At 62.8% G+C, this 15,850-nt stretch carries 14 protein-coding genes and 1 riboswitch; of the genes, 8 read left to right on the top strand and 6 right to left on the bottom strand.

What is annotated here, in order from left to right; all coding sequences use genetic code 11:
- Window positions 1-4 precede the first annotated feature (4 nt).
- Both epd and tkt read right to left on the bottom strand, forming a co-directional pair.
- Window positions 5-1,066, bottom strand: a complete 1,062-nt coding sequence (gene epd / locus HU738_RS06675; RefSeq protein ID WP_186601695.1) for an erythrose-4-phosphate dehydrogenase — start codon at window positions 1,064-1,066, stop codon at window positions 5-7.
- 152 nt (window positions 1,067-1,218) lie between these two features.
- A complete protein-coding gene (gene tkt / locus HU738_RS06680) occupies window positions 1,219-3,216 on the bottom strand; it encodes a transketolase (protein ID WP_176508202.1) in 1,998 nt (665 codons plus the stop codon).
- A 226-nt stretch (window positions 3,217-3,442) separates the two neighbouring features.
- Here tkt and HU738_RS06685 point away from each other — a divergent pair, with 226 nt between their 5' ends.
- The 4 genes from HU738_RS06685 to HU738_RS06700 all read left to right on the top strand — a co-directional run bounded on the left by HU738_RS06685 (window position 3,443) and on the right by HU738_RS06700 (window position 8,006).
- Window positions 3,443-4,435 (top strand): ArsR/SmtB family transcription factor, encoded by a 993-nt coding sequence (locus tag HU738_RS06685; protein ID WP_176508201.1) that lies wholly within the window; start codon window positions 3,443-3,445, stop codon window positions 4,433-4,435.
- Window positions 4,436-4,454: 19 nt separating this feature from the next.
- Complete coding sequence (metK, locus tag HU738_RS06690; protein ID WP_054887930.1) at window positions 4,455-5,645, top strand: methionine adenosyltransferase; 1,191 nt, start codon at window positions 4,455-4,457, stop codon at window positions 5,643-5,645.
- Window positions 5,646-5,789: 144 nt separating this feature from the next.
- Entirely contained in the window at window positions 5,790-7,481 is a 1,692-nt protein-coding gene (gene ligB / locus HU738_RS06695; RefSeq protein ID WP_186601697.1) for an NAD-dependent DNA ligase LigB, read from the top strand.
- 132 nt (window positions 7,482-7,613) lie between these two features.
- Window positions 7,614-8,006, top strand: coding sequence for a DUF1090 domain-containing protein (locus HU738_RS06700; RefSeq protein ID WP_186601699.1), 393 nt, complete (start codon window positions 7,614-7,616; stop codon window positions 8,004-8,006).
- 30 nt (window positions 8,007-8,036) lie between these two features.
- On the opposite strand, the gene HU738_RS06705 is transcribed toward HU738_RS06700, so the two are convergent.
- Window positions 8,037-8,483, bottom strand: a complete 447-nt coding sequence (locus HU738_RS06705) for a c-type cytochrome (protein WP_186601701.1) — start codon at window positions 8,481-8,483, stop codon at window positions 8,037-8,039.
- A gap of 119 nt (window positions 8,484-8,602) precedes the next feature.
- On the opposite strand from HU738_RS06705, the gene mltA reads away from it, so the two are divergent.
- Entirely contained in the window at window positions 8,603-9,754 is a 1,152-nt protein-coding gene (gene mltA, locus HU738_RS06710; RefSeq protein ID WP_186601703.1) for a murein transglycosylase A, read from the top strand.
- A 48-nt stretch (window positions 9,755-9,802) separates the two neighbouring features.
- Here the strand turns inward: mltA and HU738_RS06715 are convergent, their stop codons facing one another.
- Together HU738_RS06715 and HU738_RS06720 are read right to left on the bottom strand one after the other, a co-directional pair.
- A complete protein-coding gene (locus tag HU738_RS06715; protein ID WP_186601705.1) occupies window positions 9,803-10,189 on the bottom strand; it encodes an MAPEG family protein in 387 nt (128 codons plus the stop codon).
- A 28-nt stretch (window positions 10,190-10,217) separates the two neighbouring features.
- Entirely contained in the window at window positions 10,218-11,051 is an 834-nt protein-coding gene (locus HU738_RS06720) for an EamA family transporter (protein ID WP_186601707.1), read from the bottom strand.
- A gap of 361 nt (window positions 11,052-11,412) precedes the next feature.
- On the opposite strand from HU738_RS06720, the gene HU738_RS06725 reads away from it, so the two are divergent.
- Together HU738_RS06725 and HU738_RS06730 are read left to right on the top strand one after the other, a co-directional pair.
- Entirely contained in the window at window positions 11,413-12,228 is an 816-nt protein-coding gene (locus HU738_RS06725) for a DUF3800 domain-containing protein (protein ID WP_186601709.1), read from the top strand.
- 142 nt (window positions 12,229-12,370) lie between these two features.
- Entirely contained in the window at window positions 12,371-13,606 is a 1,236-nt protein-coding gene (locus tag HU738_RS06730) for a cation:proton antiporter (protein WP_186601711.1), read from the top strand.
- A gap of 33 nt (window positions 13,607-13,639) precedes the next feature.
- On the opposite strand, the gene HU738_RS06735 is transcribed toward HU738_RS06730, so the two are convergent.
- Window positions 13,640-14,041, bottom strand: coding sequence for an acyl-CoA thioesterase (locus HU738_RS06735; RefSeq protein ID WP_054884326.1), 402 nt, complete (start codon window positions 14,039-14,041; stop codon window positions 13,640-13,642).
- A 179-nt stretch (window positions 14,042-14,220) separates the two neighbouring features.
- Window positions 14,221-14,317: riboswitch (S-adenosyl-L-homocysteine riboswitch) on the top strand.
- Window positions 14,318-14,337: 20 nt separating this feature from the next.
- Here HU738_RS06735 and ahcY point away from each other — a divergent pair.
- Entirely contained in the window at window positions 14,338-15,747 is a 1,410-nt protein-coding gene (ahcY, locus tag HU738_RS06740; protein ID WP_099815603.1) for an adenosylhomocysteinase, read from the top strand.
- Window positions 15,748-15,850: the final 103 nt, after the last annotated feature.

The raw sequence follows: 15,850 nt of genomic DNA on the forward strand, positions 1-15,850 counted from the left end.
TCCTTCAGGGCTGTTTGCTGCGGGTTGGGTGGACGACGTGCAGATAGTGTTCGGCAACGTCGAGCATACGGTTGGCAAAACCCCATTCATTGTCGAACCAAGCCAGCAAGTTCACCAGGCGCGGGCCTGAAACGCGGGTCTGGCTGGCATCGACGATCGCCGAATGCGGGTCATGGTTGAAATCACAGCTGGCGTGAGGCAACTCGGTATAGGCCAGCAAGCCTTTCAGCGGGCCGCTCTGCGCGGCCTCGCGCAACACCCGGTTGACCTCGGCCGCACTGGTATCGCGGGCGGTCTGCAGGGTGATGTCCAGGCACGAGACGTTGACGGTCGGCACGCGTACCGCTTTGGCCTGGATTCGCCCGGCAAGTTCCGGAAGCAAGCGCTCGATGCCGCGCGCCAGCCCCGTGGACACCGGAATCACCGACTGGAAGGCCGAGCGCGTGCGGCGCAGGTCCTCGTGGTGATAGGCATCGATCACCGGCTGATCGTTCATCGCCGAGTGGATGGTGGTGATCTGCACGTACTCGATGCCGAATGCCTGGTCCAGCACGCGCAACAGCGGGACGCCGCAATTGGTGGTGCAAGAGGCGTTGGACACCAGGCGTTCGTGGCCCGTCAGGCAACCCTGGTTGATGCCATAGACCACGGTAGCATCGACATCGGCCTCGCTGGCCATCGGCTGCGAGAACAATACGCGCGGTGCGCCAGCGTCGAGGAAACGCTGGCCATCGGCGCGGGTGTGATAGACACCGGAGCACTCCAGCACCAGGTCGATACCCAGGGCGGCCCAGTCGATGCCTTCAGGGGTGGCGCTGCGCATGACCTTCACGCAGTCGCCATTGATATGCAGACAGTCGCCGTCGACCTTCACCTCGCCGGGGAATCGCCCGTGGGTGGAGTCGAAGCGTGTCAGGTATTCGATGCTGGCCTGATCGGCCAGGTCGTTCAGCGCAACGATCTCGAAACCGGCCTTTGCCCCCCGCTCGAACAGTGCGCGCAGGACACAGCGGCCAATGCGGCCGTAACCGTTGAGTGCAACTTTGTAGGGACGCGGGTGGGGCATTCGTTGGCTCGCTAACGCATGATGGCTATTGGGGCCGCCATGCGGCCCATTCGCGACACAAGGCCGCTCCCACAAAGACCGCGATGCAAGCGGACCCTGTGGGAGCGGCCTTGCGCCGCGAACGAGGGCCTACGGCCCTCGCCTTGCCTGTATCAGTCTTCCAGCAGCTCTTCGGCGGTACCCAGGATGTTTTCCAGGGTGAAGCCGAATTCTTCGAACAGTGCAGCGGCCGGCGCCGACTCACCGTAAGTGGTCATGCCGATGACACGACCTTCCAGGCCGACGTACTTGTACCAGAAGTCCGCGTGGGCGGCTTCGATGGCGATGCGTGCAGCGACTTCGACCGGCAATACCGATTGCTTGTAGGCCGCGTCCTGGGCATCGAACACGCTGGTGCACGGCATGGAAACCACGCGCACCTTGCGGCCCTGCTCGGTCAGCTTGGCGTGCGCCTGAACGGCCAGGCCCACTTCCGAACCGGTGGCGATCAGGATCAGCTCAGGCTCGCCAGCGCAATCCTTGAGCACATAGCCGCCGCGGCTGATGTTGGCGATCTGCTGGGCGTCGCGATCCTGGTGCTGCAGGTTCTGACGCGAGAAGATCAGTGCCGATGGGCCGTCCTTGCGCTCCAGGGCGTTTTTCCACGACACGGCCGATTCGACCGCGTCGGCTGGGCGCCAGGTGTCCAGGTTCGGCGTGCTGCGCAGGCTGGTCAGCTGCTCGATCGGCTGGTGAGTCGGGCCGTCTTCGCCCAGGCCGATGGAGTCGTGGGTATAGACGTGGATGACGCGTTGCTTCATCAGGGCCGACATGCGCACGGCATTGCGGGCGTATTCCATGAACATCAGGAAGGTCGCGCCGTAAGGCACCAGGCCACCGTGCAGGGCGACGCCGTTCATGATGGCGGTCATGCCGAACTCACGCACGCCGTAGAACACGTAGTTGCCGCTGGCATCGTTGGCTTCGACGCCCTTGCAGCCCTTCCACAGGGTCAGGTTGGAGCCGGCCAGGTCAGCCGAACCGCCGAGGAACTCAGGCAGCAACGGGCCGAAGGCGTTCAGCGCGTTCTGGCTGGCCTTGCGGCTGGCAATGGTTTCGCCCTTGGCGGCCACTTCGTTGATGTACGCCTGGGCCTTCTCGCTGAAGTCGGCCGGCAGCTCGCCGCTGGCACGGCGCTTGAACTCGGCAGCCAGCTCCGGGTAGGCCTTGGCGTAGGCGTCGAAACGCTGGTTCCAGTCGGCTTCGGCCTTGGCACCGGCAGCCTTGGCATCCCATTCGGCGTAGATGTCCGCCGGGATTTCGAAAGGACCGTGGTTCCAGTTCAGTTCCTTGCGGGCCAGGGCGATTTCGTCGTTGCCCAGCGGCGCGCCGTGGCAGTCTTCCTTGCCCTGCTTGTTCGGCGAACCAAAACCGATGATGGTCTTGCAGCAGATCAGGGTCGGACGGTCGCTCTTGCGGGCGGTCTCGATGGCCATCTTGATTTCATCGGCATCATGACCGTTGACGTTACGGATCACCTGCCAGTTGTAGGCTTCGAAACGCGCCGGGGTATTGTCGGTGAACCAGCCGTGCACTTCGCCGTCGATGGAGATGCCGTTGTCGTCGTAGAAGGCGATCAGCTTGTTCAGGCCCAGGGTGCCGGCCAGCGAGGCGACTTCGTGGGAGATACCTTCCATCATGCAGCCGTCGCCAAGGAACACATAGGTGTGGTGGTCGACGATGGTGTGGCCGTCACGGTTGAACTGGGCGGCCAGCACTTTCTCGGCCAGGGCGAAGCCCACGGCGTTGGCAATGCCTTGGCCGAGCGGCCCGGTGGTGGTCTCGACGCCAGGGGTGTAGCCGTATTCCGGGTGGCCAGGGGTGCGGCTGTGCAGCTGGCGGAAGGCCTTGAGGTCGTCGATCGACAGGTCGTAGCCAGTCAGGTGCAGCAGCGAGTAGATGAGCATCGAGCCGTGGCCGTTGGACAGCACGAAGCGGTCTCGGTCGGCGAAGTCCGGGTTGCTCGGGTTGTGCTTCATGTAGTCGCGCCAAAGCACTTCGGCGATATCCGCCATGCCCATGGGGGCACCTGGGTGGCCGCTGTTGGCCTTTTGCACGGCATCCATGCTGAGGGCACGAATGGCGTTGGCACGTTCACGACGGCTGGGCATCGCTGATCTCCTGGGGCTTGAATAGGTGGTGTCACGAAAAAGGCGGCCATTTTCGCCCACTGCGGGGGCTGGGGGCAATGACGGATGGTCGCAGTTGGGGGATTTTCCTGTGATTGGCCTGCATAACGGCGAAAAAACCGCCAGGTGTACCCGCCCATCAGCCAATATCAAAACTTTTTGATATTGGCCTTGCGGGGGCAGCCCTGCCTGTCTAGACTGCCGTCCCATGAACCTCCGTGCGCAACCGATCCCTCAGCAAAGCGACACACTGGCCGCCCTGTGCAAGGCCAGTGGCGATGCGCTGCGCCTGAACGTGTTGCGCGCCCTGGCCAGTGATTCGTTCGGCGTGCTGGAACTGGCACAGATCTTCGACATCGGCCAGTCGGGCATGAGCCATCACCTCAAGGTACTGGCCCAGGCCGAGCTGGTGGCCACACGGCGCGAAGGCAATGCGATCTTCTACCGTCGTGCCCTGCCCGACGGCCAGCGCTTCGGCGGGCGCCTGCACATGGCCCTGCTCGATGAAGTCGACGACCTGACCTTGCCGGAAGACGTCCAGGCCCGTATCGCCCAGGTGCAGCAACGCCGCGCCGCCACCAGCCAGGACTTCTTCTTGCGCGTGGAAGAAAAATTCCGCGCCCAGCAAGACCTCATCGCCGGCTTGCCGCAATACCGCGAGAGCCTGCTGGCGCTGCTCGACAAACTGAACTTCGCGCCGACCGCCAGCGCGCTGGAAGTCGGCCCCGGCGATGGCGGTTTCCTGCCAGACCTGGCACGGCGTTTCGCCCAGGTCACCGCCCTGGACAACAGCCCGACCATGCTCGAGCTGGCGCGCCAGGTCTGCGAACGCGAACGCCTGGGTAATGTAAACCTGCAGTTGGCCGATGCACTGGGTGCAACGGATGTGGAAGCCGACTGCGTTGTGCTGAACATGGTCCTGCACCATTTCAGCGACCCGGCCCTGGCCCTGCGCCAGCTGGCCAAACGGGTGAAGGCAGGCGGCAGCCTGCTGGTCACCGAACTGTGCAGCCATGACCAGGGTTGGGCGCGGGAAGCCTGCGGCGACCTCTGGCTCGGCTTCGAACAGGACGACCTGGCCCGTTGGGCCACAGCAGCCGGGCTGGTCCCCGGGGACAGCCTCTATGTGGGCTTGCGTAACGGTTTCCAGATCCAGGTCCGCCATTTTCAGCGGACGGCTGGCGACACTCACCATCGGTAAATTTTAGGAACCCGTCGAGATGAGCGAATACTCCCTTTTCACCTCCGAGTCCGTGTCCGAAGGGCATCCGGACAAGATCGCCGACCAGATTTCGGACGCGGTCCTTGATGCCATCATCGCCCAGGACAAGTACGCCCGCGTTGCCTGCGAAACCCTGGTCAAGACCGGTGTCGCCATCATCGCCGGCGAAGTCACCACTTCCGCCTGGGTCGACCTGGAAGAGCTGGTGCGCAAGGTCATCATCGATATCGGCTACAACAGCTCCGACGTCGGCTTCGACGGCGCCACCTGCGCGGTGATGAACATCATCGGCAAGCAGTCGGTGGACATCGCCCAGGGCGTCGACCGCTCCAAGCCGGAAGACCAGGGTGCAGGCGACCAGGGCCTGATGTTCGGCTATGCCAGCAACGAAACCGACGTGCTGATGCCAGCACCGATCTGCTTCTCGCACCGCCTGGTCGAGCGCCAGGCCGAAGCACGCAAGTCCGGCCTGCTGCCGTGGCTGCGCCCGGACGCCAAGTCCCAGGTCACCTGCCGCTACGAAAACGGCAAGGTGGTCGGTATCGACGCCGTGGTCCTGTCGACCCAGCACAACCCTGAGGTCTCGCAGAAAGACCTGCAGGAAGCCGTGATGGAGCTGATCGTCAAGCACACCCTGCCGGCCGAACTGCTGCACAAGGGCACCCAGTTCCACATCAACCCGACCGGCAACTTCATCATCGGTGGCCCGGTGGGCGACTGCGGCCTGACCGGCCGCAAGATCATCGTCGACTCCTACGGCGGCATGGCCCGTCACGGTGGTGGCGCGTTCTCCGGCAAGGACCCGTCCAAGGTCGACCGCTCCGCCGCCTACGCCGGCCGCTACGTGGCCAAGAACATCGTTGCCGCCGGCCTGGCCGAACGTTGCGAGATCCAGGTGTCCTACGCCATCGGCGTGGCCCAGCCGACCTCCATCTCGATCAACACCTTCGGCACCGGCAAGGTGTCCGACGACAAGATCATCCAGATCGTACGCGAGTGCTTCGACCTGCGCCCGTACGCCATCACCAAGATGCTCGACCTGCTGCACCCGATGTACCAGGAAACCGCTGCCTACGGCCACTTCGGCCGCGAGCCGCAGCAGAAGACTGTCGGCGACGACACCTTCACCACCTTCACCTGGGAACGCACCGACCGCGCCCAGGCGCTGCGTGACGCTGCCGGCCTGTAATTTTCCTGCAGCGGTAACCGAAAGCCCCTGCCGAGTGATCGGCAGGGGCTTTTTTGTGACATATCGGCTGACAACTGCGCGGCGCAACACGCGCGCACGTTGCCTAGGCTGAGGTTTCCCCTCCGCCAGGCAAGGATGCTGGCCATGCCGTTGCTGTTCCTGTTTCTGCTCGCTCTTTCGTTCAACGCGCAAGCCGCTGGCTGCCCGAGCTGGTCTGCCGAGCGGGCACGCGCCGAAGTCACCCGCCTGCGCGAGGCGGTCAGCCGATGGGATGACCACTACCATCGTCTGGGCGAATCCCTGGTGGCCGATGAGGTTTATGACCAGAGCCGGCAACGCCTGCTGCACCTGCAGGGGTGTTTCGCCCTGGACAGCGAGCTGGACTCATTGGCCAGCGCACGCGGGCCAATTGCCCACCCGGTCCGCCACACCGGTGTCGACAAGCTCTCGGGTGAACAGGCCGTGAGCCAATGGATGGCCGGCAAGACAGGCGTCTGGCTGCAGCCGAAGGTCGATGGCGTCGCCGTGACCCTGGTCTATCGCCAAGGCAGGCTGGTGCAGTTGCTCAGCCGTGGTGATGGCAACCAGGGACATGACTGGAGCCGGCATATCGAAGTTCTGCAAGGTATCAACCGGCAGTTGCCCGACCCCGTTGACCTGATTCTGCAAGGGGAGCTGTACCTGCGCCTGGTTGATCATGTGCAAGCCCAGCGAGGTAGCGTCAATGCGCGTGCCATCGTCGCGGGCCTGCTGGCGCGCAAGCAACTCGCTCGTGAGCAAGGCGCGGGCATTGCGCTGTTTGTCTGGGACTGGCCGCAAGGGCCAAGCGATCAGGGCGAGCGTGTGGCTCAGCTGGCTGCACTGGGGTTTCCCGACAGCCAGCGCTACAGCGTGGCCATCAGCAGCGCTGGCGAGGCGGCACACTGGCGCGAGCATTGGTATCGCTCTGCCCTGCCCTTCGCCACGGATGGGGTGATCCTGCGCCAGAACATACGGCCATCCGCCGAACGCTGGCAGAGCAATGCGCCTTACTGGATCGCAGCCTGGAAGCATCCCTTTGCCCAGGCGTTGACCGAAGTGCGGGACGTGCGCTTTCGCATAGGCCGCACGGGGCGAATCACGCCGGTCCTGAAGTTGCAGCCAGTACGGCTCGACGACCGCCTGGTCACCCAGGTGAGCCTGGGCTCCCTGGCTCGCTGGCAGGCACTCGACATTCGCCCGGGAGACCAGGTAGCCATCAGCCTGGCAGGGCTTACCATCCCGCGCTTCGAGCAGGTAGTGCTGCGCGCCACCGAGCGCGATGCGGTCGCGGCACCTGCGCCAGATCAATACAACGCTTTGACATGCTGGCAGGCTAGCGAAGGCTGTGAAGAACAGTTCATTGCTCGGCTCACCTGGCTCAGCGGCAAACAGGGCCTGGCCATGCCAGGCACCGGGCCCGGCACATGGCGACGACTGGTACGAGGCGGGCAGATAGCAACGCTGGCAGACTGGCTGGCGCTGGACGCCGAGCGACTGGCCCAGCTACCTGGCATCAGCGATACCCGCGCCAAGCGCCTGCAACAAAGTTTCGAGGCTGGCCGCAGCAGGCCTTTCGCCCAGTGGATCAGCGGTCTTGGCGTGCCAGTACCGCGCAATCTGCCCATCGAGGGGGACTGGGCAACCCTCACCCAGCGTTCAGCCACGCAATGGCAAGCCTTGCCCGGTATTGGCGCATCACGCGCCAGCCAGCTACACGCATTTTTCGCGGCCGAGCAGGTGCAGGCCCTGGCGCAGCAGCTGAGCGAAAGCGGCATCCAGGGGTTCCCTGCGGCTGCCACCGGTGTGAAGCAATGAGTTTTAACAAAAAACCGTTGTAGGAAATTGTCTGGATTGCTCCAGAAATATCCACCAAGGGTTCCTATATAGGCAAAACCAAGGCAGGATTTGCTCCATCTTTTGCTGCCCCGCCCCCTCAAGGAGGCTTTGATGAACATGATTTCCACCCTGGCATTGCTGACCACGCTTGGCCTGGCTGCTGGCGCTGCCCAAGCCGCCCAGCCCGACGAGGGCCTGACCGGTTGTGCCGCCAAGCGCAGTGCCATCGAGAACCAGCTGCAAATCGCACGCGACCACGGTAACAGCGATCAGGTAGCTGGGCTCGAGGAAGCATTGCGCGGCGTTGACCATTGCACCGACGCCGGCCTGCGCAAAGAGCGCGAGCAGAAAGTGCTCGATGCCCGTCACGAGGTGGCGCAGCGCGAGAAGGACCTGAAGAAGGCCGAGAAAAAAGGCGACGCGGAAAAGATCAACAAACGCAAGGACAAGCTTGCCGAGTCCCGTAAAGAGCTGCAGGAAGCGGTGGACGACCTGGATCGCTGATCTTGCCTGATCGCCCGTTGACACAGGCGATCAATGGTTGCGGAACTCGCTATGACACGCCTTGCACGCCGCCTCGACCTTGTCCATCGGCGCCTTCAGTTGCGCCGCGTCCAACGGCTGGGTCCGGGTCACTTCAACCAACTCACCGGTCACGCCCTCCAGCTGCCGGGCAAGGTCATGGAAGCGCGCCTGGCGCTCCCACACCTCCGGTCGCGCGCTGCTGTCACCCTCGTCCCGCGCTTGCGGAAAATGCTGCCACGGCGCACGGGCCAGGCCATCGAGCTTCAACGCACCCGCTGCGAACTTGACCCCGTCGAAGGGCAAGCGGCCGCGCAACATGCCGCCCATGTCTTCGCTGGTCTTGAGCATTTCCTTGAAGATTGCCTTGCGCTTGCCCAGCGGCGAATTGGGGTCAACCCGATCACAGGCCGTCAGGGCAAGGGCAGCGAGCAGTACAACGGTCAATCGCTTGAACATCACGGTCACTTGAGCCTACGCAAAGGGGCGGTCAGTATCGCTGCCTGCCAGGCAAAGACCAATAGCCACATAAAACACAAGGGCGAATCTTCATGTTCGCCAGCCACAGGTAACCACTGATGAAATCTGCCCTGCGCCATCTGGCCTGGACACTCCCGGCACTTGCCCTGCTGGCCGGCTGCAACGGCGGCGAAAACGCCAAGCCCGAGCCTCACGCCATCGCCACCTATGCCCCGGCCACCTGGAAAGACCTGCCTGCGGTCAGCGATGAAGACTTGCTGGCCGGCTTCTACGCCTGGCGCAGCGGCTGCGAGAAGCTCAAACGCGACCCGGTGTGGGCCGCCACCTGCGAAGCGGCCGGCAGCGCCACGGCGAGCGCCACCCAGGTACGCACGTTCCTTGAGCAGAACCTGCAGGTATACGGCCTGCGTTCGGCCGACAACAACGCCAACGGCCTGATCACCGGCTACTACGAACCGGTCTACCCCGGCAGCCTGAAGCGCACCGAAGCAGCGCACGTGGCGGTTTATGGCGTCCCCGATGACATGATCGTGGTCGACCTGGCCAGCGTGTATCCCGAACTCAAGGGCAAGCGCCTGCGCGGCCGCCTGGACGGTCACGTGCTCAAGCCCTACGACACCGCCGAAGTGATCAACCGCGATGGCGTCAAGGCGCCCGTGCTGGCCTGGCTGACTGATCCGATGGACCTGCAGTTCCTGCAGATCCAGGGTTCAGGCCGGGTCCAGCTGGAGGATGGCCGCCAGCTGCGGCTGGGCTACGCCGACCAGAACGGCCACCCCTACCGGCCGATCGGCCGCTGGCTGGTGGAGCAAGGCCAGTTGAAAAAAGAAGACGTGACCATGGGCAGCATCCACGCCTGGGCCATGGCCAACCCGCAGCGCGTGCCGGAGCTGCTGGCCAGCAACCCCAGTTATGTGTTCTTCAGTGCTCGCCCGGACAGCAACGAAGGGCCGCGCGGCTCGCTGAACGTGCCGCTGACCGCTGGATATAGCGTGGCCATCGACCGCAAGGTGATTCCGCTGGGCAGCTTGCTGTGGCTTTCCACCACGCGCCCCGACGGCACACCCGTCGTGCGCCCGGTAGGCGCCCAGGACACCGGCGGTGCCATCGCCGGCGAAGTGCGGGCCGACCTGTTCTGGGGTACCGGGCCAGAGGCCGGCGAGCTGGCGGGGAACATGAAGCAGCAGGGGCAGATCTGGATGCTGTGGCCCAAGGGCAAGCCGTTGCCTGAGGTACCTAAAGTGCTTTGATTGGCGGGGATGCTTCGCGGGCAAGCCCGCGAAGCAGGCGACCCGGTTTCAGATGGAAACCACGAAGAACGACACGATCAACGCCAACCCGGCAAACCACACCAGCGACCGCAGCGCTGCCCAGTCTGCCAGGTAGCAGATGATGTACAGCAGCCGGCTGGTGATATACATCACGGCCAGCACATCCTGGGTCACCTGCTCGGCATTGCCGACGATATCCGCCACCAGCACCGCTGCGGCAAACGCCGGGAACGCCTCGAAACTGTTCTGTTGAGCCGCATGCGCACGCCTTGGCAGACCCGACAGGGTATCGAGGAATGCACGCGGATCATGGTTGTCACGCAAGCCGAAACGGCCACTGCTCACTTTCGCAATCAATGCGCACAATGGCGGCAGGCACAGGGCGATGAGGATGCACCACAGGGCAACGGTCATGCACAGGACTCCTTGTTCGAGGTTCGGGTCAGAGCTTCATCACCAGCATGCCTGCCAGGACCAGCCCGCAAGCTAGGAGTCTCGGCCCGCCAAAAGGTTCTTTGAGGTAGCGCATGCCCATCAGCACCACCAGGATCACACTCAGCTCGCGCAGGGCCGCCGCCTCGGCCACGGAGCCCAGGTGCATGGCCCACAGCACCAGCGCGTAACTGAACAGTACGCAAAAGCCCACTGCCAACCCCAAGCGCCATTGGGTGCGCCAGAACAGCACGAATGGCGCCCGCCGCGCCACCCCGGCCAGGAACGGGAATGGCCAGGCGCTGAGCAGCGTCAACCACACCAGGTAGTCCCACGGTTTGCCCCACAAACGCACCGCCTGGCCGTCGAACCAGGTGTAGCAACCGATGCACAGGCCGATCAGCGCCACCACCGGCAACATCGACCAGGGCAACCGGTCACCCCCTCCGCCCTGCCACAACAGGCAAGCCATGCCACACGGGATCAGCAGGATGCCGATGATCTGTTGCTGGCTGAGCGGCTCACCGGCAAACGCCAGGGTCAGCCCCAGCACCACCAGCGGCGACAGGCCGCGCATCAAAGGATAGACCAGGCCCAGGTCACCTACCCGATAGGCCTGGATCAGCAGGAAGCGGTACAGCTGCTCGGCCAGCGCCGAAGCCAGCAGCCAAGGCCAGATCCCGGCGGGCGGAAACTCGGTGAAGGCCACGGCACACACGGCGAACAGCAACGCCACGGCATCCATGCTGGCGATCACCAACAGGCGCTCGGCGCTGAATTTGATCAGGGTGTTCCAGGTCGCGTGCAACAGGGCGGCGACCAAAACCAGGGAAGTTGCCAGCACGCGGGAGAGTCCTTGCCTTGGGTTCAAATGAGTCCGCAGCACTATACCTCGGGGCAAAGTGTGATCACGGAAAAAGCCTACATGCTCGGTAGAGGTTTCAGCCCCCTCAGCAAGCCATTTCTCGTCGCATCATTCAATACACTCATAGCGGGCCGCCCCGCATGTAGCTGGCCGCTAGTACTGCACTTGAATGCAGCCTTCTTCAAGAATACACACTCACTTACGAAACACGATTGACGTTTCAACGCTCGCAGGCTTAGGATCACCGTAACGCATGGGGCAACCCGTGCCTACCTTCCGAGGCCCGCAATGCGCAAGCAAGCGGGCTTTCGTGTTTCTGGGGCAAGGACACCCGGAACTCATGACTCATTTTGTGGCCTACCTCGACGAATTCGGCCACGTCGGGCAATACGTTTCGCGCACTCACAGCCACTTCAAGACCAGCCCCGTGTTCGGCCTGGGTGGGATTCTTCTGCCTGCTGAAGAAGTGCGAGAGTTCGCCATCTTCTTCTATCAGTTGAAATGCCAGTTACTTGCCTGGGACATAACCCATGAAAATCCCAGGAACCTTCCTGCCTATCAATGGGAAAAGAAAGGCTCCAAACTCTTCACGACACGTAACGTCACGCAATATCGATCATTGAGACAGGCTACGTTTCGTCTGCTCAACCATATCCGAAAGATTGGTGGGTATGTCATCTATGCAGGAGAGCACAAGACCGGACCGGCCAAACAGCACGATGCGACGGATACGTTCAAGCGCCAGCTGCTGCACGCAGTAAGAACAATAGACCGTTACTGCACACCGTCCGCCTCGACCTTCATGCTCCTTCTGGACGAGCAGCGCGCCGGCAATGAATGGCGTGAACGAAATGTGGAAGCCTGCACCCTGGCGATGTTCGAAGATGCCACCGAGAAATGTCGAAGCCTGATAGAGCCTCCCCTGCAGGGCGAAAGCCACCTCTTCCAGACACTGCAATGCGCAGACTGGATCTGCGGCCTGGTGGGGCGTTTGATGGCGATATCTGTTTCGCCTGAGGAGTACCCGGACTGGGAGCCTTTCGACAGATATTTCTCAGCCCGAATCGCTGAGGTCGCCCTGCCGGGCTCAGGCTTGCAGTGCAACCCCGTCATGTCGCCGGTCGGCAAGCGCCCGATGGCTGGAACAGAAGCCTGAAGCCACATGCAGGAAACCTCACAACGGATACGCGGTCTACCTGCACAGTCAAAAAGTGTGTCCCGACCCCCTCGCCAGATCATCCAAGAACTGCCCGAGCCATTCGGGTAACGACTTGGAAGCCACTGTCACAGGATTCGGGATGCTTGAACTAGTTGCCGCGTTTATCTGCCTCACCACCCTCCTCACCTACGTGAATTACCGCTTCATCGGCCTGCCACCCGCCATCGGCGTGATGGTCACGGCGTTGCTGTTCTCCCTGATGCTGCAGGGCCTGAGCCTGATCGGCTTCCCTGGCCTGGAAGAACGCGTCGAAGGCCTGATGAACCAGATCGATTTCAACGACCTGCTGATGCACTGGATGCTGGCCTTCCTGCTGTTCGCCGGCGCACTGCACGTCAACCTCAGCGACCTGCGCAGCTACCGCTGGCCGATTGGCCTGCTGGCCACCCTGGGCGTGCTGATCGCCACCGTGGTGATCGGCTACCTGTCGCACTGGGTATTCGCCCTGTTCGGCTGGCAGGTGCCGCTGATCTACTGCCTGTTGTTCGGCGCGCTGATCTCCCCGACCGACCCGATCGCCGTGCTGGGCGCGCTGCGCACCGCCAACGCCTCCAAGCCATTGAAGACCACCATCGTTGGCGAATCGTTGTTCAACGACGGTACCGCCGTCGTGGTGTTCACCGTTTTGCTGGGCATCATTCAGCTGGGTGAAACGCCGAGCATCACCGACACCGCCCTGTTGTTCGCCCGCGAAGCCATCGGCGGGGTGCTGTTCGGCGGTGTGATCGGCTATGCCACCTACCGCATGATCAAGAGCGTCGAGCAGTATCAGGTCGAGGTCATGCTGACCCTGGCACTGGTGATCGGTGGCTCGGCCATGTGCTACGAGCTGCATGTTTCAGCACCGATCGCCATGGTGGTGGCGGGGCTGATCATCGGCAACCTGGGCCGCAACCTGGCGATGAACGACATGACCCGCCGCTACATGGACGGGTTCTGGGAACTGATCGACGACATGCTCAATGCCCTGCTGTTCGCCTTGATTGGCCTGGAGCTGTTGCTGCTGCCGTTCAACTGGCTGCACCTGGCGGCGGGTGGTGCGCTGGCGCTGGCAGTGCTGCTCTCGCGGCTACTGACCGTGGCCCCAGCGATCGTGCTGTTGCGGCGCTGGCGGCCGGTGCCCCAAGGCACCATCCGTGTGCTGACCTGGGGCGGCCTGCGGGGAGGCGTGTCGGTTGCACTGGCGCTGTCGTTGCCAGTGGGCGACGAACGCGACCTGCTGCTATCGATCACCTACATCGTGGTGTTGTCGTCGATCCTGGTGCAGGGTTTGAGCATCGGGCGCGTGGTGCGCAAGGTCAGCGTACAGCCTTGAAAACGCTGGGGCCGCCCCTGCGGCCCCGGACCGTCATTCGACTGCGGAGTCGGGGAACTGGTCCTGGATATACTTGATTTCGGTCCGCCCATGGGCCGCCGGCAGGCCATCCTCACCCAGGTTGACGAAGACCATCTTGTCGACCGTCAGAATGCTCTTGCGGGTAATCTTGTTGCGCACTTCACACTTGAGGGTGATCGAGGTGCGGCCAAACTCGGTGGCGGTGATGCCCAACTCGATGATGTCGCCCTGGCGCGAGGCGCTGACGAAGTTGATCTCCGACATGTACTTGGTCACCACACGTTGGTTGCCGAGCTGGACGATCGCGTAGATTGCCGCTTCTTCGTCGATCCAGCGCAGCAGGCTGCCGCCGAACAGCGTGCCGTTGGGGTTGAGGTCTTCGGGTTTAACCCATTTGCGGGTGTGAAAGTTCATCTGTACTCCTGACCGGCTTGGCTAACGTGAAGTAATGATGGCAGAGCGGCCGCCACCGCTCCATTGAACATCGACTATCGTCGCGATAAATCGACAGAAAGCCTTGGGTGTGTCACACAGCCACGGCTATAATCGCTGCCGATTCTCATGGCTGCCCACAGTGGCGGCCATCCCGCCACCCATCCGAGGGGCGCTGCAGCAGGCTCGGCCTGTCAGGCTCGGTTGGGGCGTTGTCCGCTGAAGCGGACGCTCAACGCACAACGGCGCCCATTCGCACACTACGAATGGAGGCTCTCATGAGCGCTGTAAACACGCCTGCTGGTTTTTCCGACTTCAAGGTCGCCGACATTTCCCTGGCCGACTGGGGCCGCAAGGAAGTCATCATCGCCGAGTCGGAAATGCCCGCACTGATGGGCCTGCGCCGCAAGTATCAAGCCGAGCAACCGCTCAAGGGCGCGAAGATCATCGGCTGCATCCACATGACCATCCAGACCGCCGTGCTGATCGAAACCCTGGTCGCACTGGGCGCCGAAGTCCGCTGGTCGTCGTGCAACATCTTCTCCACCCAGGACCAGGCCGCTGCCGCCATCGCCGCCGCCGGCATTCCTGTATTCGCCTGGAAAGGTGAAACCGAGCAGGAATACGAGTGGTGCATCGAGCAGACCATCCTGAAGGATGGCCAGCCTTGGGACGCCAACATGGTGCTGGACGACGGTGGTGACCTGACCGAAATCCTGCACAAGAAATACCCGGCCATGCTGGAAAAGATCCACGGCGTGACCGAAGAAACCACCACCGGCGTGCACCGCCTGCTGGACATGCTGGCCAAAGGCGAGCTGAAAGTCCCGGCGATCAACGTCAACGACTCGGTCACCAAGAGCAAGAACGACAACAAGTACGGCTGCCGTCACAGCCTGAACGATGCCATCAAGCGCGGCACCGACCACCTGCTGTCGGGCAAGCAAGCCCTGGTCATCGGCTACGGTGACGTGGGCAAGGGCTCGGCCCAGTCGCTGCGTCAGGAAGGCATGATCGTCAAGGTCACCGAAGTTGACCCGATCTGCGCCATGCAGGCCTGCATGGACGGCTTCGAAGTCGTTTCGCCATTCAAGGACGGTATCAACACCGGTACCGAAGCCGGCATCAACGCCGACCTGCTGGGCCGCATCGACCTGATCGTCACCACCACCGGCAACGTCAACGTCTGCGACGCCAACATGCTCAAGGCCCTGAAGAAGCGTGCCGTGGTCTGCAACATCGGCCACTTCGACAACGAGATCGACACCGCCTTCATGCGCAAGAACTGGGCATGGGAAGAGGTCAAGCCGCAGGTTCACAAGATTCACCGCACCGGCGCGGGCACTTTTGACCCGCAGAACGACGACTACCTGATCCTGCTGGCCGAAGGCCGCCTGGTGAACCTGGGTAACGCCACTGGCCACCCGAGCCGCATCATGGACGGTTCGTTCGCCAACCAGGTGCTGGCACAGATCTTCCTGTTCGAGCAGAAGTTCGCCGAACTGCCAGCTGCGAAGAAGGCCGAGCGCCTGACCGTGGAAGTGCTGCCGAAGAAACTCGACGAAGAAGTGGCCCTGGAAATGGTCCGCGGCTTCGGTGGCGTGGTCACCCAGCTGACCCCGCAACAGGCCGAGTACATCGGTGTGACCGTCGAAGGCCCGTTCAAGCCGGACGCCTACCGCTACTAAGCGGCAGGCTTGAAGCGACACGCTTCAACGCCGAAACCTGAACGATGCCCAAGCCAGATCGGCCATCACCGATCTGGCTTTTACTTGCAGCTTGCTGCTTGAG

Origin of the sequence: Pseudomonas vlassakiae, assembly GCF_014269035.2 — a bacterium.
Classification (GTDB): domain Bacteria; phylum Pseudomonadota; class Gammaproteobacteria; order Pseudomonadales; family Pseudomonadaceae; genus Aquipseudomonas; species Aquipseudomonas vlassakiae.